The 22,412-nt window shown below is 68.6% G+C and carries 20 protein-coding genes; 4 read left to right on the top strand and 16 right to left on the bottom strand.

Translation table 11 applies throughout. The features are described 5' to 3' along the window. Positions 1–471: 471 nt before the first annotated feature. The 3 genes from ACWF99_RS25335 to ACWF99_RS25325 form a co-directional block, all read right to left on the bottom strand. The gene (locus tag ACWF99_RS25335; RefSeq protein WP_378626541.1) at positions 472–2,745 is read right to left on the bottom strand and encodes a polyribonucleotide nucleotidyltransferase; all 2,274 of its coding nucleotides are present in this window, start codon (positions 2,743–2,745) and stop codon (positions 472–474) included. A gap of 414 nt (positions 2,746–3,159) precedes the next feature. Next, positions 3,160–3,429: a 30S ribosomal protein S15 gene (gene rpsO / locus ACWF99_RS25330; protein WP_056811493.1), complete on the bottom strand. Its 270-nt coding sequence runs from the start codon at positions 3,427–3,429 to the stop codon at positions 3,160–3,162. 127 nt (positions 3,430–3,556) lie between these two features. Then, a complete protein-coding gene (locus tag ACWF99_RS25325) occupies positions 3,557–4,525 on the bottom strand; it encodes a bifunctional riboflavin kinase/FAD synthetase (protein WP_378655333.1) in 969 nt (322 codons plus the stop codon). 102 nt (positions 4,526–4,627) lie between these two features. Here ACWF99_RS25325 and ACWF99_RS25320 point away from each other — a divergent pair, with 102 nt between their 5' ends. Next, positions 4,628–5,389 (top strand): metal-dependent transcriptional regulator, encoded by a 762-nt coding sequence (locus ACWF99_RS25320; protein ID WP_378626537.1) that lies wholly within the window; start codon positions 4,628–4,630, stop codon positions 5,387–5,389. A gap of 19 nt (positions 5,390–5,408) precedes the next feature. Here ACWF99_RS25320 and ACWF99_RS25315 read toward each other — a convergent pair whose 3' ends face one another. From ACWF99_RS25315 to ACWF99_RS25305, 3 genes are all read right to left on the bottom strand, one after another. Further along, positions 5,409–6,251, bottom strand: coding sequence for a hypothetical protein (locus ACWF99_RS25315; protein WP_452537570.1), 843 nt, complete (start codon positions 6,249–6,251; stop codon positions 5,409–5,411). 115 nt (positions 6,252–6,366) lie between these two features. Then, positions 6,367–6,789, bottom strand: a complete 423-nt coding sequence (locus ACWF99_RS25310) for an EF-hand domain-containing protein (protein WP_378626535.1) — start codon at positions 6,787–6,789, stop codon at positions 6,367–6,369. A gap of 93 nt (positions 6,790–6,882) precedes the next feature. After that, on the bottom strand, positions 6,883–7,998 hold the full coding sequence (locus ACWF99_RS25305) for a LuxR C-terminal-related transcriptional regulator (RefSeq protein WP_452537569.1): 1,116 nt from the start codon (positions 7,996–7,998) through the stop codon (positions 6,883–6,885). Positions 7,999–8,157: 159 nt separating this feature from the next. On the opposite strand from ACWF99_RS25305, the gene ACWF99_RS25300 reads away from it, so the two are divergent. Next, positions 8,158–9,642, top strand: coding sequence for an FAD/NAD(P)-binding protein (locus ACWF99_RS25300; RefSeq protein WP_452537568.1), 1,485 nt, complete (start codon positions 8,158–8,160; stop codon positions 9,640–9,642). Positions 9,643–9,724: 82 nt separating this feature from the next. On the opposite strand, the gene truB is transcribed toward ACWF99_RS25300, so the two are convergent. From truB to ACWF99_RS25280, 4 genes are all read right to left on the bottom strand, one after another. Beyond that, the gene (gene truB / locus ACWF99_RS25295) at positions 9,725–10,657 is read right to left on the bottom strand and encodes a tRNA pseudouridine(55) synthase TruB (RefSeq protein WP_452537567.1); all 933 of its coding nucleotides are present in this window, start codon (positions 10,655–10,657) and stop codon (positions 9,725–9,727) included. Then, positions 10,657–11,328, bottom strand: coding sequence for a 4'-phosphopantetheinyl transferase Npt (npt, locus tag ACWF99_RS25290; protein WP_378626529.1), 672 nt, complete (start codon positions 11,326–11,328; stop codon positions 10,657–10,659). The genes truB and npt overlap by 1 nt, the downstream gene beginning before the upstream one ends. Before the next feature lie 156 nt (positions 11,329–11,484). Next, the gene (locus ACWF99_RS25285) at positions 11,485–12,441 is read right to left on the bottom strand and encodes a metallophosphoesterase family protein (RefSeq protein WP_358062466.1); all 957 of its coding nucleotides are present in this window, start codon (positions 12,439–12,441) and stop codon (positions 11,485–11,487) included. 42 nt (positions 12,442–12,483) lie between these two features. Continuing rightward, positions 12,484–12,786 carry an ArsR/SmtB family transcription factor gene (locus tag ACWF99_RS25280; RefSeq protein ID WP_378626527.1) on the bottom strand — a complete coding sequence of 101 codons (303 nt, stop codon included), beginning with the start codon at positions 12,784–12,786 and terminating at the stop codon, positions 12,484–12,486. Positions 12,787–12,875: 89 nt separating this feature from the next. Here ACWF99_RS25280 and ACWF99_RS25275 point away from each other — a divergent pair, with 89 nt between their 5' ends. Then, entirely contained in the window at positions 12,876–13,184 is a 309-nt protein-coding gene (locus ACWF99_RS25275) for a putative quinol monooxygenase (RefSeq protein ID WP_452537566.1), read from the top strand. A 17-nt stretch (positions 13,185–13,201) separates the two neighbouring features. Here the strand turns inward: ACWF99_RS25275 and ACWF99_RS25270 are convergent, their stop codons facing one another. Both ACWF99_RS25270 and ACWF99_RS25265 read right to left on the bottom strand, forming a co-directional pair. After that, a complete protein-coding gene (locus ACWF99_RS25270) occupies positions 13,202–14,347 on the bottom strand; it encodes a lipase family protein (protein ID WP_452537565.1) in 1,146 nt (381 codons plus the stop codon). Positions 14,348–14,499: 152 nt separating this feature from the next. Next, the gene (locus ACWF99_RS25265) at positions 14,500–15,840 is read right to left on the bottom strand and encodes an MATE family efflux transporter (RefSeq protein ID WP_452537564.1); all 1,341 of its coding nucleotides are present in this window, start codon (positions 15,838–15,840) and stop codon (positions 14,500–14,502) included. A gap of 348 nt (positions 15,841–16,188) precedes the next feature. Between ACWF99_RS25265 and ACWF99_RS25260 the strand changes: the two genes are divergently transcribed. Then, complete coding sequence (locus tag ACWF99_RS25260; RefSeq protein ID WP_378655310.1) at positions 16,189–17,355, top strand: MFS transporter; 1,167 nt, start codon at positions 16,189–16,191, stop codon at positions 17,353–17,355. 1 nt (position 17,356) lies between these two features. Here the strand turns inward: ACWF99_RS25260 and ACWF99_RS25255 are convergent, their stop codons facing one another. From ACWF99_RS25255 to infB, 4 genes are all read right to left on the bottom strand, one after another. After that, positions 17,357–18,352, bottom strand: a complete 996-nt coding sequence (locus ACWF99_RS25255) for a DHH family phosphoesterase (RefSeq protein WP_452537563.1) — start codon at positions 18,350–18,352, stop codon at positions 17,357–17,359. Positions 18,353–18,471: 119 nt separating this feature from the next. Beyond that, the gene (gene rbfA, locus ACWF99_RS25250) at positions 18,472–18,918 is read right to left on the bottom strand and encodes a 30S ribosome-binding factor RbfA (RefSeq protein ID WP_378626520.1); all 447 of its coding nucleotides are present in this window, start codon (positions 18,916–18,918) and stop codon (positions 18,472–18,474) included. Positions 18,919–18,931: 13 nt separating this feature from the next. After that, on the bottom strand, positions 18,932–19,225 hold the full coding sequence (locus ACWF99_RS25245) for a DUF503 domain-containing protein (RefSeq protein ID WP_378628258.1): 294 nt from the start codon (positions 19,223–19,225) through the stop codon (positions 18,932–18,934). Positions 19,226–19,317: 92 nt separating this feature from the next. Further along, positions 19,318–22,335: a translation initiation factor IF-2 gene (infB, locus tag ACWF99_RS25240; protein WP_378626518.1), complete on the bottom strand. Its 3,018-nt coding sequence runs from the start codon at positions 22,333–22,335 to the stop codon at positions 19,318–19,320. Between the last annotated feature and the right edge of the window lie 77 nt (positions 22,336–22,412).

The following is a 22,412-nucleotide window of genomic DNA, read 5'->3' as shown; positions in this document are numbered from 1 at the left end:
GCCCGAAATCCGCCCGCGCACACCGGATTCAGTGCGATCGGCTATGACACGATCGCGGCAATCCGGCTCGCCGCCACGCAACCAGCAATGACTCGGTTATCTCCCGACCTCCATCGTCAACCCCGACACCTGAAACACGCGTCCGAACACGAGGAGAAGCGTATTCGTTTCAGTAATAAACCGGACCAGATTCAGTCAAAATCACGGCGGGGCGACACACTTTCCGGCGCTGAGAAACGGTCCAGCGATCCGACCGCGTACGCCGAGCCGACAGCGGTCGGCACTGCGCTCCGAGTGGGCGGCAGCACGGCTGTCGGCACAGATTCTTACTGTGTCCAGCCACACTAGGCGACGCAACGTTGCATCACCGTTGCATCTTCGTGATCCAGGTCACGAACTTGTCCGAGGCCGGAAACGACAAAACCCCCGCCGTACAACGGCGGGGGTTTCGGCAGTCAGCAGCAGCGACGACTACTCGGCGTCGGTGTTCTCCTCGACGGCGGCCGGCTCAGCGGCAGCGGCCTCGTCCTCGACCGGGACGAGCGAGATCTTGCCGCGGTTGTCGATATCGGCGATCTCCACGCGCAGCTTGTCGCCGACGTTGACCACGTCTTCGACCTTGGCGACGCGCTTGCCGTTGCCCAGCTTGGAGATGTGCACCAGGCCGTCGCGGCCCGGCAGGAGCGACACGAACGCGCCGAAGGCGGTGGTCTTGACGACCGTGCCCAGGAAGCGTTCGCCGACCTTGGGCAGCTGCGGGTTGGCGATGGCGTTGATCATGTCGATCGCGGCCTGGGCCGACGGCCCATCCGTCGCACCGACGAACACGGTGCCGTCATCTTCGATGGAGATGTTGGCGCCGGTTTCCTCGGTGATCTGGTTGATCATCTTGCCCTTGGGCCCGATGACCTCGCCGATCTTGTCGACCGGGATCTTGATGGCCGTCACGCGCGGGGCGTAGGGGCTCATCTCGTCGGGGTCGGTGATGGCCTCGGCCATCACGTCCAGGATCGTGGTGCGGGCGTCGTGCGCCTGGTTCAGCGCACCGGCCAGCACCTGCGAGGGGATACCGTCGAGCTTGGTGTCGAGCTGCAGGGCGGTGACGAAGTCACGGGTGCCCGCGACCTTGAAATCCATGTCGCCGAAGGCATCCTCGGCGCCGAGGATGTCGGTGAGCGCGACGTAGCGGACCTCGTCCTCACCCTTGTCGTTGGTGATGGTGTCGGAGACCAGGCCCATGGCGATACCCGCGACCGGCGCCTTCAACGGCACACCGGCGTTGAGCAGCGACAGCGTCGAGGCACAGACCGAACCCATCGAGGTCGAGCCGTTCGAGGACAGAGCCTCGGACACCTGACGGATGGCGTAGGGGAACTCCTCCTGCGAGGGCAGCACCGGCATCAGCGCACGCTCGGCGAGCGCGCCGTGGCCGATCTCGCGACGCTTCGGCGAACCGACGCGACCGGTCTCGCCGGTGGAGAACGGCGGGAAGTTGTAGTGGTGCATGTAGCGCTTGGAGGTCTCCGGGCCGAGCGAGTCGACCTGCTGCGCCATCTTCACCATGTCCAGTGTGGTGACACCCATGATCTGGGTCTCGCCACGCTCGAAGATCGCCGAACCGTGGGCGCGCGGGATCACGTCGACCTCGGCCGACAGCTGACGGATGTCCGCCAGGCCACGGCCGTCGATGCGGAAACCGTCGGTGAGGATGCGCTGACGCACCAGCTTCTTGGTGACCGAGCGGAACGCGGCACCCAGTTCCTTCTCGCGACCGGTGAAGTCCTCACCCAGACGGGAGAGCACCTCGGCCTTGATCTCGTCGATCTTGGCTTCGCGGGCCTGCTTGTCGGCGATGCTCAGCGCCTGGTTCAGCTCGACCTTCGAGGTGCCTTCGACAGCCTCGAACACGTCGGGACCGTACGGCGGGAAGAGCGGGAACTCCTGGGTCGGCTTGGCAGCCAGCGCGGCCAGGTCGGCCTGGGCGCGGACCAGGCGCGCGATGAACGGCTTGGCGGCTTCCAGACCCTCGGCCACCACAGCCTCGGTCGGGGCCTGCGCACCGTCTTCGATCAGCGCGATGACCTTGTCGGTGGCCTCGGCCTCGACCATCATGATGGCGACGTCGCCGGTGTCGGTGACGCGGCCCGCGACGACCATGTCGAACACGGCGCCTTCGAGCTGCTCGACCGTCGGGAACGCGACCCACTGGCCACCGATGAGGGCGACGCGGACGCCACCGATCGGGCCGGAGAACGGAATGCCCGAGAGCTGAGTCGACGCCGAGGCGGCGTTGATGGCCACCACGTCGTAGAGGTCGGCCGGGTTCAGGCTCAGGACCGTGACGACGACCTGGATCTCGTTGCGCAGACCGTCGATGAAGGTCGGGCGCAGCGGCCGGTCGATCAGGCGGCAGGTCAGGATCGCGTCGGTGGAGGGGCGGCCCTCGCGACGGAAGAACGAGCCGGGGATGCGACCCGCGGCGTACATGCGCTCTTCGACATCGACCGTCAGCGGGAAGAAGTCGAACTGGTCCTTGGGGTACTTGCCGGCGGTGGTCGCCGACAGCAGCATGGTCTCGTCGTCCAGGTAGGCGGCGACGGAACCCGCGGCCTGCTTGGCCAGACGGCCGGTCTCGAAGCGGATGGTGCGGGTGCCGAAGCTGCCGTTGTCGATCAGCGCGACCGATTCGAAAACTCCGGGCTCGACCTCGACCGCAGTCGAAGGGCGTTCAGTTGTCTGCGTCATATTTTCTTCTCTCGACCTCTCGTCTCGCTGGTCGCGCTGCCGTTTCCAGGCGTACATTTCCCCTGGTGGGCGCGAACCCAGCTGTCGTCAGCCGTACCGGACACGGACACGTGGAAACCCTCCTGGCTGCCACGCGCAGCACCCGGCCGTATCCCCTTGGCTGGAACATTCCACAAAAGGGGCAACGCGGAGGCGATCATCGATCGAAGCCCGACGGCGGCGAGAACAACGCCTGCCGAAAGGCCACTACCGAAGACCGACGCCACGCGGACGGATGCACACGGCTGTCACATGTTGTAATGCAGCCGGGAACCCGATGGTCCCCGAATACACGAATAGCCAACGAGAAGAAGTGTACTTCTTCTCGTTGGCCAGGTGTCGACCGCCTCGACGAGGAGGCGTGTCTGATTCAGATCAGCGACGCAGACCCAGACGCTCGATGAGCGAACGGTAGCGGTTGATGTCGTTGGCCTGCAGGTACTTCGACAGGCGGCGACGACGACCGATCAGGGCCAGCAGGCCGTGACGGGTGTGGTGATCGTGCTTGTGCTGCTTCAGGTGCTCGGTCAGGTCCGAGATCCGCTTCGACAGCAGCGCGATCTGCGCCTCCGGCGAGCCGGTGTCGGTGGGGTGCAGGCCGTATTCGGCGAGAATTGCCGACTTCTGCTCAGTGGTCAGCGCCATGTGGCTCGACTCCTATTTTTCAGTTCCGCGCTCGAAGGTCCGGTTACCCGGGATGGGCGCCACCGCGGACCGCAGCAAACCCGAGGAGCCACTCTACTTGACACGTAACGGCCGGGGTAATTCGGGCTCAGGCGTCGGCGGCGGTGAGAATCTTGCGCGCGGTCTCGACGTCGCGCCCCATGGCCTCGACCAGATCGTCGATGGAGTCGAACTTGCGCATTCCGCGTAGTTGTTCGACGAAATCGACACCGACGTGCTGGCCGTAGAGATCGGCCTCGCCGTCGAGGACGAACGCTTCGACGGTCCGTGAGCGGCCCGAGAACGTGGGGTTGGTGCCGACCGAGATCGCGGCCATCGCGCGCTCGCCGGGTGCGGCGTTACCGATGGCCGGGCCTGCCCCGAGCACGGTGAACCACCCCGCGTACACCCCGTCGGCCGGGATCGCGGCGTGCATCGGCGGGGCGACATTGGCGGTCGGGAAACCCAGCCCGCGCCCGCGCCCGTCGCCGTGCACGACGACGCCCTCGACGCGATGTGGGCGCCCCAGCGCCTCGGCGGCCGCGGCCATGTCGCCCGCGTCGACACAGGCCCGGATGTAGGTGGAGGAGAAAGTGACAGCGTGTTCGCCGAGCAGGGTCACCCCGTCGACCTCGAAGCCGAACCGCTCGCCGAGTTCGCGCATCGTGTCGACGGTGCCCGCGGCCTTCTTACCGAAGGTGAAATTGTCGCCGACCACGACCTCGGTGACGTGCAGACGTTCGACCAGCAGGTCGTGCACGTATTCGGACGGGGTGAGCTTCATGAATTCCTGGGTGAACGGCATCACGCAGAACACGTCGATCCCGAGCTCCTCGGCGAGTTCCGCGCGGCGGGTCAGCGTGGTCAGCTGTGCGGGATGCGAACCGGGTCGCACCACTTCCATCGGATGCGGATCGAAGGTCATCAGAACCGAGCGCACGCCACGCTTACCCGCCGCGGCGACCGCGCGGCTGATCAGCTGCGCGTGCCCCCGATGTACCCCGTCGAACACGCCGATCGTGAGAACGCAACGCCCCCAGTCCGCGGGCACGTCGTCGAGACTTCGCCATCTCTGCACAGAGCGAAGCCTACGCAAAGCGGTGCCCGAACAGAATTCCGGTGTGCGGCGGATCGCCGGTGCGCGGCGTGCCGGTTCGCCGATGTGTCATTCGGGCCAGGGATGCCTAACATTGGTGATGTGCCAGCTAAACGAGATGTCGCGACCCGCAGCGCGCTGACGCAACCCGCCGAGCAGGCCGAACTCAGCCCCACGATCGCCCCCGAACTGTCGGCGGTGGCACAGGATTATCTGAAGGTCATCTGGACCGCCCAGGAGTGGTCACAGGAGAAGGTGTCGACCAAGTTACTGGCCGAGCGGATCGGCGTGTCGGCCTCGACGGTGTCGGAGGCGGTACGCAAGCTCACCGATCAGGGCCTGGTCGAACACGCCCGCTACGGCGCGATCACCCTGACCGAACACGGCCGTCGCGCCGCGGTCGCGATGGTGCGCCGTCATCGGCTGATCGAGACCTTCCTGGTGAACGAACTCGGCTACGGCTGGGACGAAGTGCACGACGAGGCCGAGGTACTCGAACACGCCGTCTCCGACCTGCTGATGTCGCGCATCGACGCGAAACTCGGCCACCCCGACCGCGACCCGCACGGCGACCCCATCCCCTCCACCGACGGTGCCGTCCCCACTCCCCCCGCCCGTCAGCTCAGCGACTTCGCCGCGGGCGAATCCGGCCGGGTGGCCCGCATCTCCGACTCCGACCCCGCGATGCTGCGCTATTTCGACTCCGTCGGCATCGCTCTCGACACCACCATCGAAGTCGCCGAACGCCGCGATTTCGCCGGCACCATCGCCGTCCGCATCGCCTCGTCCGAGAATCCCACCGAGCTGGGAACCCTTGCCGCCGAAGCGATCTGGCTCACCGCCTGAGCTGTCGGGGCGCGCCGGATCAGCAGTTGAAATAGGTGCGGAGGCGGGCCGGTACGCCGTCGGCCGTGGCGGCGGTCCAGCACGTGTCGTGCGGGAACCGGACATAGGTGGTCCAGGTTCCCGACGCGCGGGTGATGAGGCGCTGGTTGTCGCCGGGGGTATCCCAGCGGATGACACCCCACTGTCCGTCGCAGTCGGGGATGGTCGCGGCGGGTCCCGGATCGACGCCGAGTTCGGCTTCGATGGTGGATTCGGCGCAGGCGGAGGCGGGTTCGGGCGCGGTGTCCTGGAAGCGCAGTTCGCCGGTGGCCGTGCCGCCCGGGGCGACCAGGAACAGCGTGTGCATGCCTTCGGGGACCGGGTTCGTTCCCGACGGCGCGGTCATCCCGAAGTAATAGCAACCGATCTCGGTGGTGAACGCCGCCCGGCCCTGTTCGTCGGTGACACCGTCGCGGCGCACTGTTTCGGCCGTCTCACCGAGGGGGATGTCGTTGTTCGCCGGATCACACGGCTGCTGCAGCGAAAGATGCACCGGCACACCGGGAACAGGGACGCCGGACAGAGTCACGGTGCGCAGGACGACAGTGCCGGTCGCGGCTGCGGGCGGCGTGGCGGTCATCGCCGGAGCGGTGGGCGCGCCCACAGACTTCGATGGGCCGCCCTCTCTGTCCGTAGGCGCGGGCCCGCCGGGGATCACGGCGGGAGCAGCACTGGGAGTGGCGATCGGTATCGACGCGGTGACCGTGGTCGTCGAGCGCGCCGAGGTCGATCCCGGCACCTGCGGATCACCACTCCCACACGCCGTGAGCAACACCGTCACGCCGGCGAGAACGCCGATCCAGGTCTTCCCGATCGCAGTCATGGTCTGCCCCTCCGCCGCGAAAGCTATTCCTCCTCGCTATCGCCGGTATCGGACAGGACGTTAGCGACACGTCCAGTGTCACTGACAGCCGAAGCCGCCGAATGATCCGGCACTGTCAGCGCGACAGGAAATCCAGGAGCACGCGGAATTCGGCGAGCGAGAGGTATCCGTCGCCGTCCTGGTCGGCGGCCGCGAGCAGGTCGGCGGCCGGTTCGTCGATGTGGCCCGCGCCGACGTGGCGAATCAGCGATTCGAGCTCGGTGACCGAGATCCGGCCGTCGCCGTTGATGTCGAAGACCCGGAACGCCGCGTCGGCGTCGGTGACCTCGATGCGCCCCGCGACGACGGCGGCATCGAATTCGGCACGGGAGACGAGGAAATCGCCGTTGGTATCCGCGGCGGCGACCATCCGCTCGATGGCTGCCCGGTCGACGTCGATTCCCGCCGAACGGATTCCGTCGGCGATGTCATCCACCGACACCAGCCCGTCACCGTCGCGATCCCACAGCGTGAACGTGTCGACCGACTCTGCACTCATCTCACGAATCCCTCTTCCGCGGCCACTACCGGCCGGTCACGCCACTCTACGGATTCCTGGGAGTGGGTGCGGCGCACAACGAGTGAGCGACTCTCAGCTCGCCTGGCCGTCGAGCACGCGCAGTGTGATCAATTCGGCGGCCGGTTGCCGGTATTCGGTGAACAGGGCCGCGACGAGTTCACCGCGACTGGTGACGCCGGTCTTGTCGAAGACGGACTTCACGTGGTCGCGCACCGTGTGGGCCGATACCAGCAGGTGCCGGGCGATGGCGGCGGTGGACAGTCCCGCCGCGACGAGTTCGGTGACTTCGAGTTCGCGGCGGGTCAGTTCATAGGCCGCGGCCACGAGCGCGGCCACCTCCGACGGCGTCGCGTGTTCGATCACCAGTGCTGTCGTAGTCGGGTCGCCGTTCACATCACGCAGACACGAGGCGTGGCAGACGAGCCACCGGCCGGTCAGCGTGCGAATACGGATGCGGGCGCTGTCGCCGGTGAGACGCGCACGCCCCGCCGTGCTGAGAATCCAGACGGGCAGCGGTAATTCGAGGCCGGAGTCGGTGGTCGTGGACGGGCCGGGCGGCATCTGCGCGAGCAGCTCACGGGCTTCGTCGTTCACCGAGAGCAGGGCACCGTCGGCGCCGAACAGCAGCAGGCCGGGCGCGTGGACGCCGTCCGAGCCCGTGGTCGCCGGTCGCGCGAAGCCGCGCAAGCGCCGTGCCATCGGGGCCGACAACGCTTGCAGCACCGCGACATCGGCGGCGTCGAAAGCCTGCCTGCCACGGTCCCGGAACAAGCTCACCTGTCCCCAGCCCTGGCCGTCGACGCGCAGCACAGCCCGCAATTCGTCGCTGAATCCGCGGGGTCGCAGAAAACTTCGATACAGCGGGCTCAGCGTCGGCCGGTCGCCCGTGACCGCGCGCAAACCGGCCACCGGCACCTGTGCCACCGCCAGATCGCGGAACAGATTGACGTGCTCAGCGAAAATCTCTGACTCCCAGTAGGTTCCGCAGCCGCCCTCGTGCAGGTTCTCCACCCGCACCGGCGCGGTGGTCAGCCCGTTGACCGGATCGGTGGCTACCCACACCGCGGCATCGAACCCTACGGATCGGCGCAATCGGGTGGACGTCCGCTCGAACAACTCGTGCGCATCCGGCGCCGCGGCGATCCCGCTGAGCAGAGCGGACAGGGAAGGCGAAGCCGGGGTGGTCATGTGCCCATTGTCGTCGCGTTCAGTGCTCGCCGACCATCCCGCAAACGCGGGATTTCGCAGCGACTCCGGCGCGACCACGCTGATCACCGAGCGGGCACGACGTCGTGCCCGCCATCGAATGAGAGTGCGCGGCAACGCCCTCCGACGACAGGAGTCGATATGCGAATCGGGATCATCGGTGCGGGAGTGGCCGCGGTCGGGTTGCTCGACGCGCTCGCGGGAACCGACGGGGCACCGGGCACGATCACCGTGTTCGAGGGGTCCGCGGCGCTGTGGCGTGGGCGGGCCTATCAGCGCGATGTGCCCGCGGTGCGAGTGAACGCCCCGCCCGCGTTGATGTCCGCGCGGGCGAGCGATCATGGGCATTTCCAGGACTGGCTCGCCCAGCGACCGGACGCGGTGCGCTTCCTCGACCCCGGGTTGGGACAGCCGATCGTGCCGCGCGCGATGTACGGCGAGTACCTGGAACAGTCGGCGCGGGCGTCGATCGACCGGTTGCGCCACGACGGATGGCGGGTCGACGTGGTGAACGACCGGGTCACCGGCGTCGCACAGCAACAGCCGGTGGTACTGCGCACCGAGGTCGGTGTCACGTATCCGGTGGATCGCGTGGTGCTCTGCGTCGGCAGCGGCCGTCCCCGCGACCAGTACGGACTGACCGGTGCCCCCGGCTATTTCGACGAGCCGTATCCGCTGGCGCGCACGCTCACCGAGGTGGATCCCGAGGCTCGGGTAGCCGTGATCGGTAGCGGCCTGACCGCCGTCGACCTCACGGCCGCGTTGACCGAGAACGGTCATCGAGGCCCGATCACCCTGCTGTCGCGCAGCGGGATCCTGCCGTTCGTCCAGCAACGTCCACGACCGCTGTCGCCGCGCCACCTCACCCCGGCCGCCGCGCTGGACCTCGCGGCGGGCGGGGCGGTCGAGTTCACCGCGGTGGTCGCGCTCCTGCGTGCCGAATTGGCCGACCTGGGTGAGGATTTCGACGCGTTCGCCGCCGAGATCCGGGCGACCGGCTCCGAGGACCCGGTGCTTCGCCTGCGCCGTCAGCTCGCCGATGTCGACTCCAGCCTGCTGGGTCGACGCCTGCTCACGATGGCGATCCGCACGATCGGCCCGATCCTGTGGCCTGCCCTGACCGACGCCGACCGGATGATGTTGCGGACCGATCACTACCGCACGATCAGCAGCCTCAGCTCGCCGATGGTCCCGCACAACGCGGAAATCCTGCTGCGCCTGCTGGATTCGGGTCAGGTGCGGTTGCGCACCGGACTCACCGCGATCGCGGCGGACGACACCGGGTTCACGCTGACCGGCGAATCCACCTGGACGGCCGACATCGTGATCAACGCCGTCAACCCACCCGCCCATGTCACCCCGCAGGACACCGAGACGCTGATGACACACCTGCTCGACAGCGGCACAGCGCAAGTCGCGCCCACCGGTGGTCTCCGCGCCGAACCACGCACCCGTGCGCTGCGTGGCGGCACCTGGCACGTCCTCGGCAACCTGGCGGCGGATTCGATGTTCATCGCCACCAACCCACCCGGCCTCGCCGCGGAAGCGGCACTGCTGGCCGAGCACCTGACGAAGGAATCCGGCCTACCGGAATTCCGGCGCGAGGCATTGCCCGTGAGCAGCTGACCTCTGCCCCGCAGGCGGTTTCGGCGGCGCGGGCGCCGGCCTCACCCGGCCACGAGGCGGGCATCGAACGACAACGAGCTCGTCAGTCGCCGATTCCCCTCGGGCGCACCACCATCACCGAGCCGGCGCGTTTGCCGCTCTCCTCCAGGAGTGCGATGGCCCGGCCCCGTGGGTCGATCGCGGCGTAGACGCCCTTGATGCCGACAGGCTCGAGCCAGCGGCCGGTCCGCAGGTCGGTGGCCTGCGATTCGTCGATGTCACGGAGCGGGAAGGCGGTGCGGACCGCGGCGTCGATATCGAGGCTGAGCAGGGGCTGTTCGGCTTCGGCCGCGGTCGCGAGTTGTTCGAGCGTGCGGGCGTGTTCGAGCGTGAAGGGACCGACCCTGGTGCGGCGCAAGGCTGTCAGGTGTCCGCCCACACCGAGGGCCGTGCCGAGGTCGCGGGCCAGGGCGCGAATATAGGTACCGGAGGTGCATTCGACCGCGACGTCGAGATCCACGAATTCACCGTCGGCGACATCGCGTCGGGCCAGGATGTCGAAGCGCGACACCGTGACCGGGCGGGCGGCCAGCCGCACCTCCTCGCCGGCGCGCACGCGCGCGTACGCCCGTTCGCCGTCGACCTTGATGGCGCTCACCGTGGCGGGGACCTGCTCGATGTCACCGGTCAGGGCCGCGACGCCGGCCGCGATCTCGTCGTCGGTGACGTGCAGCGCGGGTGTGGTCGCGGTGACCTCCCCTTCGGCGTCGTCGGTGTTCGTGGCCTGACCGAGGCGGATCGTCGCGGTGTAGGCCTTGGTGGTGAGCAGCAGCTGGCCGAGTAGTTTCGTGGCCCGCTCCACCCCGAGCACCAGCACCCCGGTGGCCATCGGGTCGAGGGTGCCCGCGTGGCCGACCTTCTTGGTCTGCAACAGCTTTCGGCTGCGCGCCACCACGTCGTGGCTGGTGAGGCCGCTGTCCTTGTCGACGATCACGAGACCGCCCAGCTCGCCCACCCGCGACACTCGCGCGGCCATCAGCCGTGTGCGATCGCGGTCAGGATCAGCCCGTCGGCGATCAGCCAGTTGCCGTCGAACTCGGTGAGCGCGGCGCCGCCGTCGTTCGTCCGGCCGGGCACGAGCAGCTTCGTGTGAAAAGTGCCCGATCCCGCATCGTCTGTGCGGGAGTCGATCTCGAAGGTGATGTGCGCGTCCTCGAAACCGAGCCAGCGCAGCGTGAGCGGGAACCAGGCTTTGTAGGTGGCCTCTTTGGCACAGAACAGCAGCCGATCCAGGTGCAGGCCCTCACCGGGCGTATCCGACAGCCACTCGCGTTCGGCGGGCAGGCTGACCGAATCGAGCACTCCCTCGGGCAGGGTGTCGTGCGGTTCGGCGTCGATACCGACCGAGCGGAAACGCAGCGAGTGCGCCATCGCGGCGGCACGGTAACCGTCGCAATGGGTGAGGCTGCCGACGATGCCGCGCGGGAACAGCGGCATGCCGCGTTCGCCCTTGCCGATCGCGACAGGCTGCTCACCGAGCTGTTCGAGGGCGAGGCGAGCACAGTGCCGGGCGCCGATGAAATCCCGGCGACGCTTCTCCACGGACTTGGCGATCAGGTGCTCCTCGGCGGGATGCGCCGTGAGATCTTCCGGGAACACCAGCAACTCCGCCGAAGCCACACTCCTCGGCAAAATCCTCTCCAGCACTGACTTGTCCGCCTCTCCGCGTCTTGTGGCCAGACCTCGGCGCTGGTTGGGTCAGCGCCGGCGTCTGGCGGTACCGGGTGGGCGGGTTTGCTCGTGCCCGGTGAGTTGCCGATGTTCTTACGAAATCAGGCGTGGGGTTCTCGTGCAAATTCGCTGTCAGATGCCTCGCCTGCGCTCGGCCTTCTCGCGCATCTCGGCGGCCGCGGCTTCCATCTCCGGGGTGACCTTGAAGTGGCCGCCCCAGGAGTTCAGGTCGCCTTCGGCGTAGACCGGGTCGGGAAGGATCTGGCGCAGCAGCGGTTCCGGCATGCCTCGACGTTTCCATTCACGGGGATAGCCGAGGGAGACCTCTTCGAAGCGGACGCCGTCGTAGTAGGTGGTGCGCGGGATGTGGAGGTGGCCGTAGACCGAGCAGACCACGTTGTAGCTGGTGTGCCAGTCGGCGGTCAGGTCGGTGCCGCACCACAGCGAGAACTCCGGGTAGAACAGGATGTCGGTGGGCTGACGGACCAGGGGGAAGTGGTTGATCATCACCAGCGGGGTGTCGGTGGGCAGCGCGTCGAGGCGGCGCTGGGTGTACTGGACACGGGCGTGGCACCAGGCGTCGCGGGTGAGGTACGGGTCGGGGGTCAGCAGGAACTCGTCGGTCGCCACGACATTGCGTTCGCGCGCCAGCGCCAGACCCTCCGCCTTGGTCTTCGTGCCCGCCGGTCGCCACGAGTAGTCGTAGAGCAGGAACATCGGCGCCAGGGTGACCCGGCCGCCGTACTTCTCGGCGCCCGGACCCGTCCACACCGGGAACGGGTCCTCGGGGGTGACGACATCGAGGTCACGACACATCGCGACGAGATAGTCGTAGCGGGCGGCGCCGTGCATCTGCACCGGATCCTTCGGCGTGGTCCACAGCTCGTGGTTGCCCGGTACCCAGATCACCTTGGCGAAGCGGCCGCGCAGCAACTCCAGCGCCCACCGCACCTCCTCGGCCTTCTCCCCCACGTCCCCGGCGACGATCAGCCAGTCCTCGGGCGAATCGGGAACGATCTGCTCCACCACAGGCTTGTTGCCCTGATGCCCCACGTGCACATCGCTGACCGCCATCAACTTCGGAATCACCTGTCCACAGTGGCACACCCCGGGCACGCGGCGCCTGCGGGTTCACCCCTGCGCGTCGGCTGCCTCGGCCACCAGCAGATCGAGCAAGCCGGGAAAACGCGCGTCGAGGTCGGCCCGCCGCAGGACGACGGTGCTGCGATTGCCGTAATTCACCTGCCGGACCAGCCCCGCCTCGCGCAGCACCCGGAAGTGGTGGGTGCGGGTCGCCTTCGTCACCGGCAGGTCGAACGACGAGCAGCTGCGGTCGCCATCGGCGGGATCCAGCGCGAGCAGGGTGATCACGCGACGCCGCAGCGGATCGGCCAGCGCGCCGAGTACCGCTCCCAGCTCGAGTTCCTGGTCCACCCACCACCTCCACATAGGTACGGCTTGCATCATACCTAGCTGCCGCCTAGCGTCCTTAGGTACGTAGAACATCGTACCTAAGGAGCATCATGTCGAGCACCTACGCGATGGTGGGGTTCGCCCACCCGAAACCCGAACGCCGCGACGACCTGCGCGAGCTGCTGCTCTCGTTCGTCGAACCGACCCGCGCCGAAGAAGGCTGCCTCGAATACCACTTCCACGTCGACAGCGACGACCCCTCGGTCTTCGTCTTCTACGAGGTATGGCGCAGCAAAGCCGACCTCGACCGCCACCTCGCCCTGCCGCACATGCGGGACTTCTGGAATTCCCGCCTGGACTACCTGACCCGCGACCTGGACATCCGCTGGATCGACATGCTCAGCCCCTACCCCCGCTGAGCCGTCCCGCTCCCGGGTCAGGCGGTGGCGAGTAAGCCGTCGACGAAAGCCAGGACCCGGTCCTGCGATTCGACGCCGACCTGTTCGTGTCCGCCCGGGTACTGCGCGAACTCGACCTGGGTGCCCGCCGATCGCATCTGCGCGAGCAGCGCGAAGGTCAGCGGCAGCGGAACCACCGTGTCGGCCGCGCCGTGGGCGATCAGCACCGGTTGGCGATAACCGACCGTGGGGACCACCATGTAGTCACGCAGCGCCGCGCCGATGCCGTCGGCGGCCACGGGCTTCGCCAGCAGCGCGCCGATCGACGCACCGCCGACGGCCCGGTCGAAATCGTCGACACAACTGGTGGCGATCGCGTCGACCACTTCGCGTCCACGAGCGCTGAGCAGACCGTTGACATCCAGGTCGGGACGGGTGGCGCGCAGCCCGGCGAGCATGCCCGCGAACGGGCCGACTAGCCGGTCCACCACGGGGAGGTTCGGGACCTCGGGACCGAGCCGGGTCAGAATCTGCTCGTAGTTGGATGCCGGCGCCAGCGCCACGGTGCCGCGGAAGTCCAGTTCGGGCGCGTAGTCGTCGGCGAGGTTGCCGGTCCCCAGTGCGGCATGTCCCCCCTGCGAACCGCCGACCACGGCCCACGTCCGCGCCAGACTCGGCTCCGCGGCCCGCGCGGCACGAACCAGGTCGATCGTGGCCGTGGCCTCGGTGCGAGTGTGCAGGTATGGGTGCACGGTGTCGGAGCCGGGCGACAGGCCGAGGTAATCCGGGGCGACCACCGCCCAGCCACGATCGAGGAATGCTCGCAGCAGCGGGCGTTCGTGCCGCGCCTTGTCGGTGGTGAGGCCGCACCGGGGCCCGAGCCCACTGGTCCCGTGATCCCACGCCACCACCGGATAACCACCTGCCGGGGCGGGCGTATCCGGGAGCAGCAACAGCCCGGCCGCGTTCGCGATGCCGCGCGTCGCGCCCTCCGTGCGGTATTCGACGATGGCTGCCCGCGACCAGTCACCCCAGCCGGCAGGCTGGGCGGTATGGGCAATCAGCTGCCCCGGCGCGACGGGCGCCGCCTGCGCCGCGGGCCCCACGCCCACCGCGCCGATCAGCACCAGCGCCGCGGCCACCGCCACCCGGCCGCCCTGGGCAATCACGTCGTGCACGGCCATTGTGCCTCCATCGTCGATCCCACTGTCCGCACCAGCGACGGTAGGCGATCGACCGCCGAGAAGCACCTCCGTACCCGTCACCGGAGCCGAATCTGCTGTGTCACACAGGTTTCCACGACACTGTGTTTCCACGGCACTGTGTTTCCACGGCACTATGCGGCGCCGTGCGGGATCTCGGCGCCCACCTTGGCCCAGCGACCGGATCGTGCGCGGGCGATGACGGCCAGCAGCCGAGCCAACATGAAGACGACCAAACCGGTCCAGATTCCCGCCACACCCCAGTCGAAGATCAGCGACAGCCAGATCAGCGGCAGGAAGCCGGTCAGCGCGGCGACGAGGGTCGCGGTGCGCAGGAAGGCGGCGTCGCCCGCGCCGAGCAGGACACCGTCGAGGGCGAACACCGCACCGGCCACCGGGATCATGGCGACGAAGAACCACCAGATGACATGGGTGCGTTCGAGGACCTGGGGGTCGTCGGTGAACAACAGCGGAATCGCGGTCACACCCGCGGCGAAGACGGCGGCGAGGAGCAGCGCGAAGATCTCGGACCAGACCGTCACCCGGCGCGCGATCGCCTTGGCGCCGTGGGCATTACCGGCACCGAGGGCCGCGCCGACCAGGGTCTGGGCGGCGATGGCGAGCGAGTCCAAGGTCAGGGCGAGGAAATTCCAGAGTTGCAGGACCACCTGGTGGGCGGCCACGGACGCGGCGCCGAAACGGGCGGCCACCGCGGCGGCGGAGACGAAGCAGATCTGGAACGACAGACTGCGGATGATGAGGTCGCGCCCGAGGACGAGTTGAGCGCGCATCACCGCGACGCGCGGTCGCAGCGAAACACGTTCGCGCAGCAAGGCATAGGCGAACAGGACACCGGAGACCGATTGGCCGACGAGATTCGCCACCGCCGAACCGGCCAGCTCCATGCGCGGCGCGCCGAGCAGTCCGTACACCAGAACCGGACACAGCACCGCCGACAACGCCAGGCCCACCACCACGTAGGTCAGTGGTCGTCGCACATCCTGCACGCCGCGCATCCACCCGTTGCCCGCCATCGACAGCAGGATCAGCGGCACGCCGAACAGCGCGATCCGCACCCAGATCAACGCCTCGTCGGCGATCTCCCCACCGCCGGAGAGCACCGAACACAGTGGCACCGCGAACAACTGGATCACCGCGACGATCACCAGACCGATCGCCACACCCACCCAGCTGGCCTGCACGCCCTCCTCGACAGCACCTGTCCGATCCCCCGCACCGTGTCTGCGGGCCGCACGCGCGGTCGTGCCATAGGACAGGAACGTCAGCTGGGTGCTCACCGACCCGAGGATCACCGCGCCGACGGCCAGCCCGGCCAGTGCCAGCGCCCCCAGCCTGCCGACCACCGCGATGTCGAAGAGCAGATACAGCGGCTCGGCGACCAGCACACCCAGGGTGGGCACGGCGATGCCGAGAATTCGCCGCGGCCCGACCTGGTCGACCTCATCGCCGGTCATGGCTTCGTCCCTCGGTTCAGCGGACCCCACACCGACCTCCCACAGTCACCACGAACTCATCGGACGCGCCGCCGACCCGCCGATGGTGGCACACGCCACCGACACATCGCCCATCACGTGCGTCGGCGATCTCGCCGTTCGCCGGGCATGATCATGGTCGCGGTCGTCGTGCACCGACGCCGCCACCCACACCGCTGATCGCGGACACACTTACCCATCGGCACGAAATCGCGGTACGAAGTGTGGACGACAGGCAGGATGAGTGACGATACTGGTCGTCTGCCCAGCTCGGGTGGAACGATGACATACCGCGGACGCCTGGTTCGCCCGGACAACTCAGGATCGACCATGGTGTTTGTGCAGCGATGGCGGGTGATCACGGCGTTCGCCCTGGTCGGCGCGGCCACCCAGCTGGTGTGGCTCACCTACGCGCCGGTGACGACCGTGGCGGCGGAGCACTTCGGTGTGTCCGAGTCCGCAATCGGGTGGCTGGCGAACATGTTCCCGCTGCTCTATGTCGTGCTCGCCGTGCCCGCCGGAATCGCCCTCGATCGCTGGTTCCGCCCCAGCCTGATCGCCGGCGCGGTCCTCACCGCGATCGGTGCTGCCCTGCGCCTGCTCGACGGCGGTTTCGCGATCGTGCTCATCGGTCAGACCGTCGTCGCCATCGCGCAACCGCTGGTGCTCAACGCGATCACCGGCATCGCGGGGCACTATCTCGACGAGAAGGACCGGCCGACCGGTATCGCGGTGGGCACCGCGAGCACCTTCGCCGGGATGGCCGCCGCGTTCGTACTCGGCGCGGCGCTGCCCGCGCAAAGCCAGCTCACCACCCTCACCGCGATCGGCACGATCTTCGCCGCCCTGGCCGCGGTCGCACTGACCGTCGAACTGATGCGCGCGGGCACCGGACCTGCCGCGAGCACTTCGACCTCGCTCGTCGCGCTCCGAGCGACCCTCGGCGACCGGTATGTGCGCCGGCTCTGCGTCACCGTGTTCTTCCCCTTCGGCACGTTCGTCGCGCTGGCGACCTATGGCCAAGCACTGCTGGAACCGTCCGGCGTGAGCGCTGACGCGGCCAGCATCGTGCTGCTGGTGAACGTCCTCGCCGGTGTCGTCGGCTGCGCGGTGATCCCGGTCGCGGTCCTGCGCCGCGGTATCGAACTCCCCGCCGTGATGGTCGGTCTCACCGCCAGCGCCGCCGCCTGCCTGCTCGTCGCCCTCGCCCCAGGCCTTGCCACCGGCTTCCTGGCCTTCGTCCTCATCGGCCTGACCCTGCTCCCCGCCCTCCCGATCGTGCTGGCCATGGCCGAACGCCACACCGGCGCCGCGGAAGGCACCGCCGCGGGCCTGATCTGGATGACCGGCAATCTCGGCGGTCTCGTCGTAGCGGGCCTGACCGGCCTCCTCGTAGACCAGCCCGCCCTGGCCTTCACCCTCTGCGCCACCACCACCGTCCTCGGCGTCCCCCTGGCCCTGCGCTTGCGCCGCGAGAAGACCGTCGCCGCGACCTAGGTCAGCCCAGGGCGGCGATCAGGGCGCGGACGACATCCTCGGCGTTGCCGTAGGTGGTGTAGCCGGCGGCGAAGCGGTGGCCGCCGCCGCCGAAAACCCCGGCGACCGCGGCGACATCGATGCCGTCGGTGCGGCCGGGGGCGGAGTCACGCGATCGTAGGGAGACCGTCCAGCGGTCGTTCTGGCCGCGGGCTTCCTTGAAGACGGCGGCGATGCCCGCTTCGGCGGTGGTGCGGATGACGTCGATGACGCTCTCGACCTCTTCGGGGCCCACGTCGTGGGTATCGGCGGCGCGCACGAGCGCGTAGACCAGGCCGACACCGGCGGCGGGCACGACCACAGCGGTGGACAGCACCTTCGACAACATCGGGAGCCAGGCGTAGGGGTGGGTGTCGAGCAGGACACGGGTGATCTCGGTGCCGTCGATGCCGGTGGCGAGCAGGCGCTCGGCCATCGCGTGGCTGCCGGACCGGGCCCAGCGGAACGAGCCGGTATCGGTGACCAGGCCCGCGAACAGGCAGTGCGCGATGGGGGCGTCGATCTCCACGCCCCACGCATCGAGGAGCCGGGTCACCAATTCGGTGGTCGAGGCCGCGGATTCGTCGATCAGGTCGACGGTGCCGAAGCCGTCGTTGGCCCGGTGATGATCGATCACCAATGTCATTGTCGCACCGGGTAATCGGTCGGCGAGAGCGCCGAGACGGCTGCGCGCGCCGCAGTCGACGACGATCAGCAGGTCCACCTCGGCCGGCACCTGCGCGGGCGGCACCACCAGCTGCACACCGGGCAGCGTGCGCAACGAAGCGGGCAGCTCAGCAGGCTCGGCGAAGGACACACACACCGGTACCTCGCGCCGGTGCAGCGCCAACGCCAGCGCCAGTCCGCTCCCCACGGTGTCGGCATCGGGCTGCACGTGGCACAGGATCGTCACCGAGCGCGCCGCCGCCAAGGCGGCGACGGCCGTGCCCAGTTCGGTCCCGTCGCGGACGCTGGTCATCCGGCGTCCACGACGGGCACCGGTCGTCGGCCCGACAAGGCGGTGCCCACCGGGCAGGATGACGCACCCTGCGTGGTCACTCGGGCTACCGCCTGCGGGCGCTGACCGGACATGCCTGCCTACTCGTCTTCGTCGTCGCGATCGGCCTTGTACGGGTCGGCCTCGCCCGCGTGCTTGGCGTTGGCGGCGACCTTGGCCACCTCGTCGTCGATGGCGCGAGCTCTCGCGAGCAACTCTTCCATCTCGCGGGCCACCTCGGGCACCTTATCGAGAGTGAAAGACAGGATCGGGGTGAACTTCACTCCGGTACCCGCACCCACCTTGGACCGCAACACACCCTTGGCCGCGTCGAGCCCGGCGGCGGCCTCGGCGTAGTCGGGTTCGGCGTCGATGGTCTCGCCCATCACCGTGTAATAGACGTTCGCCTCGCGCAGATCCCCGGACACCTTGGCATCGGTGACGGTGACGAACCGCAGCCGCGGATCCTTGATCTCGTATTCGATCGCGGTGGCCACGATCGCGGAAATCCGCTTGGCGAGCCGGCGTGCCCTGGCTTGATCAACCATGGCGGTACCTCCCTTAGTCTTCGGGTCCGAAGATCCGGCGGCGTACTGCCAGCAACTCTATCTCCGGACGCGCGGCAACGTGCCGCTCACACTTGTCGAGCACCTCGTTCAGGTGTCCCGTTTCCGCACTGACCATGGCCACGCCGAGCAGTGCCCGGCGGTGCAGGTCCTGATCTCCGGCTTCGGCGGCATTCACGCCGAAGCGCTTTCCCAGCTCGGCGAGGATCGGCCGGATCACCGACCGCTTCTCCTTGAGCGAATGCACGTCACCGAGCAGTAGATCGAATTCGAGCGCACCGATGAACAGCGGTGCTCACCTCCTGGTAGATGGGTTCCCGCAAGACTCCACGCCGCACCCGAAGAATCGGATGCGGCGTGGATCGAGCGGTATTGCGTTGATCAGTCGCGCGGCTTTTCACGAAGCTCGTAAGCCTCGATGATGTCGCCGTCCTTGATGTCGCTGTAGGTGACGGTCATACCGCACTCGAAACCTTCGCGAACCTCAGGAGCGTCGTCCTTCTCCCGCTTGAGCGAGGAGATGGTCATCGTCTCCGCGATCACTCGACCGTCACGGATCAGGCGCGCCTTGGCGTTGCGCTTGACCGAGCCCGAGGTGACCATGCAACCGGCGATGTTGCCGATCTTGGACGAACGGAAGATCGCGCGGATCTCGGCGCGGCCCAGCTCGACCTCTTCGTAGATCGGCTTGAGCATGCCCTTGAGGGCCTTCTCGATCTCGTCGATCGCCTGGTAGATCACCGAGTAGTACCGGATGTCGACGCCTTCGCGGTTGGCCAGCTCAGTGGCCTTGCCCTCCGCGCGGACGTTGAAGCCGATGATGATCGCGTTCGAGGCCGACGCCAGGTTGACGTTGGTCTCGGTGACGCCACCGACACCGCGGTCGATGACGCGCAGACGCACCTCGTCGTCGATCTCGATCCCGAGCAGGGCCTCTTCGAGGGCCTCGACGGTACCGGAGTTGTCGCCCTTGAGGATCAAGTTGAGCTCCGAAGTCTCCTTCAGTGCGGCATCCAGATCTTCCAGGCTGATCCGCTTGCGGCTGCGAGCGGCCAGTGCGTTGCGCTTGCGCGCATTGCGGCGATCGGCGATCTGACGGGCGATGCGGTCTTCCTCGACCACGATCAGGTTGTCACCAGCGCCGGGGACGGAGGTGAAACCGATGACCTGGACCGGGCGCGACGGAGTCGCCGCGTGGACGTCCGCGCCGTGCTCGTCGACCATGCGACGGACGCGACCGTAGGCGTCGCCCGCCACGATCGAGTCACCGACGTGCAGGGTGCCGCGCTGGATGAGCACGGTGGCCACGGGGCCACGGCCGCGGTCGAGGTGCGCCTCGATGGCGACACCCTGGGCGTCCATGTCCGGGTTGGCCCGCAGGTCGAGCGAGGCATCCGCGGTCAGCAGCACTGCTTCGAGCAGCGCGTCGATGTTGGTGCCCTGCTTGGCCGAGATGTTGACGAACATGGTGTCGCCGCCGTACTCCTCGGTGACCAGGCCGTACTCGGTGAGCTGCTGCTTGATCTTGTCCGGGTTCGCACCCTCTTTGTCGATCTTGTTGATCGCGACAACGATCGGCACGTCAGCGGCCTGCGCGTGGTTGATCGCTTCCACCGTCTGCGGCATGACGCCGTCGTCGGCCGCGACCACGAGGATCGCGATATCGGTGGCCTTCGCACCACGCGCACGCATGGCGGTGAACGCCTCGTGACCCGGGGTGTCGATGAAGGTGATCAGGCGCTCTTCGTCGTTGAGGTTGGTGAGCACCTGGTAGGCACCGATGTGCTGGGTGATGCCACCGGCCTCGCCCTCGGCGACGTTGGCCTTACGGATCGTGTCGAGCAGTCGGGTCTTACCGTGGTCGACGTGACCCATGACGGTCACGACCGGCGGACGGTGCTCGAGGTCGTCCTCGCCGCCGGCGTCTTCGCCGTAGGTGAGGTCGAACGACGACAGCAGTTCGCGATCTTCGTCCTCGGGGCTGACCACGTGGACGACGTAGTTCATCTCGCCGCCGAGCAGCTCGAGGGTCTCGTCGTTCACCGACTGAGTGGCGGTGACCATCTCGCCGAGGTTGAACAGGGCCTGCACGAGAGCTGCGGGGTTCGCGTCGATCTTCTCGGCGAAGTCCGACAGCGACGCGCCACGGGCGAGACGGATGATCTCGCCGTTGCCGCGGGGCAGACGCACGCCACCGACGGCGGGAGCCTGCATGTTCTCGTACTCGGCGCGCTTCGCCCGCTTCGACTTACGGCCACGGCGAACCGCGCCACCGGGACGACCGAAGGCGCCTGCGGCACCACCACGGCCACCGGGACCACCGGGACGACCGCCGCCGCCACCGGGGCGACCGCGGAAACCACCGGCCGCGGGGGCACCGGCGCCGGGAGCGCCGGGGGCACCGCCACCGCCACCGCGGTAACCGCCACCGCCGCCGCCACCACCGGGACGGCCTGCGCCGCCACCGCCGGGAGCGCCGCCGGGACGACCCGGACGGCCACCGGCCGCGGGGCCGGGACGTGCGGAGCGTGCGGGCATGGCACCGGGGTTCGGACGCGGAGGCATCGAACCCGGGTTGGGACGGGGACCACCGGGACGCGGGGCGCCGCCCTGCGCGGCGGCCGGACGCTGACCCTGACCACCCTGGCCGGGGCGGGGACCGCCCTGACCGGGAGCCGGACGCGGGCCACCCTGACCGGGAGCCGGACGGGGACCGCCCTGACCCGGAGTGGGACGCGGGCCACCCTGCGGGGCGGGACGCGGTGCCGGACGCTCACGATCGGGCGCCGAGCTGAACGGGTTGTTGCCGACGCGCGGAGCCTTGGGCCCCGGCTTCGGGCCGGGACCGGCCGGACGCGGGCCGGGTGCGGCAGCACCCGGAGTCGCCTGACCCGGACGGGCCTGACCTGCGGCGGGAGCCTGTGCCGGACGCGGCGCGGCGGGAGCCGGACGCGGGCCGGGCGCGGGAGCGCCTGCGGGCTTGGTGGCCGGAGCCGACTGCGCGGCGGCCGGAGCGGGGCTCGCGGGTGCCGGCGTAGCGGGCTTGGCCTCGACCGGAGCGGCCTGTTCGGGCTTCGGCGCGGCCGGCGCGGCAGCGGCTGCCGGGGCGGGAGCGGCCGGAGCCGGACGCGGACCGGGGCGAGGGCCACCGGGGGTGGGCTTGGCAGCCGGACGGGCTGCTGCTGCCGACGACGGGCCGGGACGGGCCGCCGACTTGGCATCGGCCGCCGGAGCGGACTTCGACGCCAGAGATTCGCGCAGACGACGTGCGACGGGTGCTTCCACCGTCGAAGACGCCGACTTCACGAACTCGCCTTGCTCCTTGAGCTTCGCGAGTAGTTCCTTGCTTGTGACACCGAGCTCTTTAGCCAACTCGTGCACGCGGGCCTTGCCTGCCACTGCTCTCCTCACTGAGAGGCCGAGCAGTGACGCCGCCTAGGTAAGGCGGGCCCGCACGACCTCGGGTTATCTCCGAC

Source organism: Nocardia sp. NPDC055002 (genome assembly GCF_053608825.1).
Note: the sequence above shows the minus strand (reverse complement) of the source record. Positions and strands in the feature narration are given on the sequence as shown.

Bases quoted from the DNA above. Each gene is read 5' to 3' on its own strand.
- ACWF99_RS25335 (WP_378626541.1), bottom strand. From the start codon at position 2,745: ATGACGCAGACAACTGAACGCCCTTCGACTGCGGTCGAGGTCGAGCCC.
- rpsO (WP_056811493.1), bottom strand. From the start codon at position 3,429: ATGGCGCTGACCACTGAGCAGAAGTCGGCAATTCTCGCCGAATACGGC.
- ACWF99_RS25320 (WP_378626537.1), top strand. From the start codon at position 4,628: ATGCCTAACATTGGTGATGTGCCAGCTAAACGAGATGTCGCGACCCGC.
- ACWF99_RS25315 (WP_452537570.1), bottom strand. From the start codon at position 6,251: ATGACTGCGATCGGGAAGACCTGGATCGGCGTTCTCGCCGGCGTGACG.
- ACWF99_RS25310 (WP_378626535.1), bottom strand. From the start codon at position 6,789: ATGAGTGCAGAGTCGGTCGACACGTTCACGCTGTGGGATCGCGACGGT.
- ACWF99_RS25305 (WP_452537569.1), bottom strand. From the start codon at position 7,998: ATGACCACCCCGGCTTCGCCTTCCCTGTCCGCTCTGCTCAGCGGGATC.
- ACWF99_RS25300 (WP_452537568.1), top strand. From the start codon at position 8,158: ATGCGAATCGGGATCATCGGTGCGGGAGTGGCCGCGGTCGGGTTGCTC.
- truB (WP_452537567.1), bottom strand. From the start codon at position 10,657: ATGGCCGCGCGAGTGTCGCGGGTGGGCGAGCTGGGCGGTCTCGTGATC.
- ACWF99_RS25275 (WP_452537566.1), top strand. From the start codon at position 12,876: ATGTCGAGCACCTACGCGATGGTGGGGTTCGCCCACCCGAAACCCGAA.
- ACWF99_RS25270 (WP_452537565.1), bottom strand. From the start codon at position 14,347: ATGGCCGTGCACGACGTGATTGCCCAGGGCGGCCGGGTGGCGGTGGCC.
- ACWF99_RS25265 (WP_452537564.1), bottom strand. From the start codon at position 15,840: ATGACCGGCGATGAGGTCGACCAGGTCGGGCCGCGGCGAATTCTCGGC.
- ACWF99_RS25260 (WP_378655310.1), top strand. From the start codon at position 16,189: ATGGTGTTTGTGCAGCGATGGCGGGTGATCACGGCGTTCGCCCTGGTC.
- ACWF99_RS25255 (WP_452537563.1), bottom strand. From the start codon at position 18,352: ATGACCAGCGTCCGCGACGGGACCGAACTGGGCACGGCCGTCGCCGCC.
- rbfA (WP_378626520.1), bottom strand. From the start codon at position 18,918: ATGGTTGATCAAGCCAGGGCACGCCGGCTCGCCAAGCGGATTTCCGCG.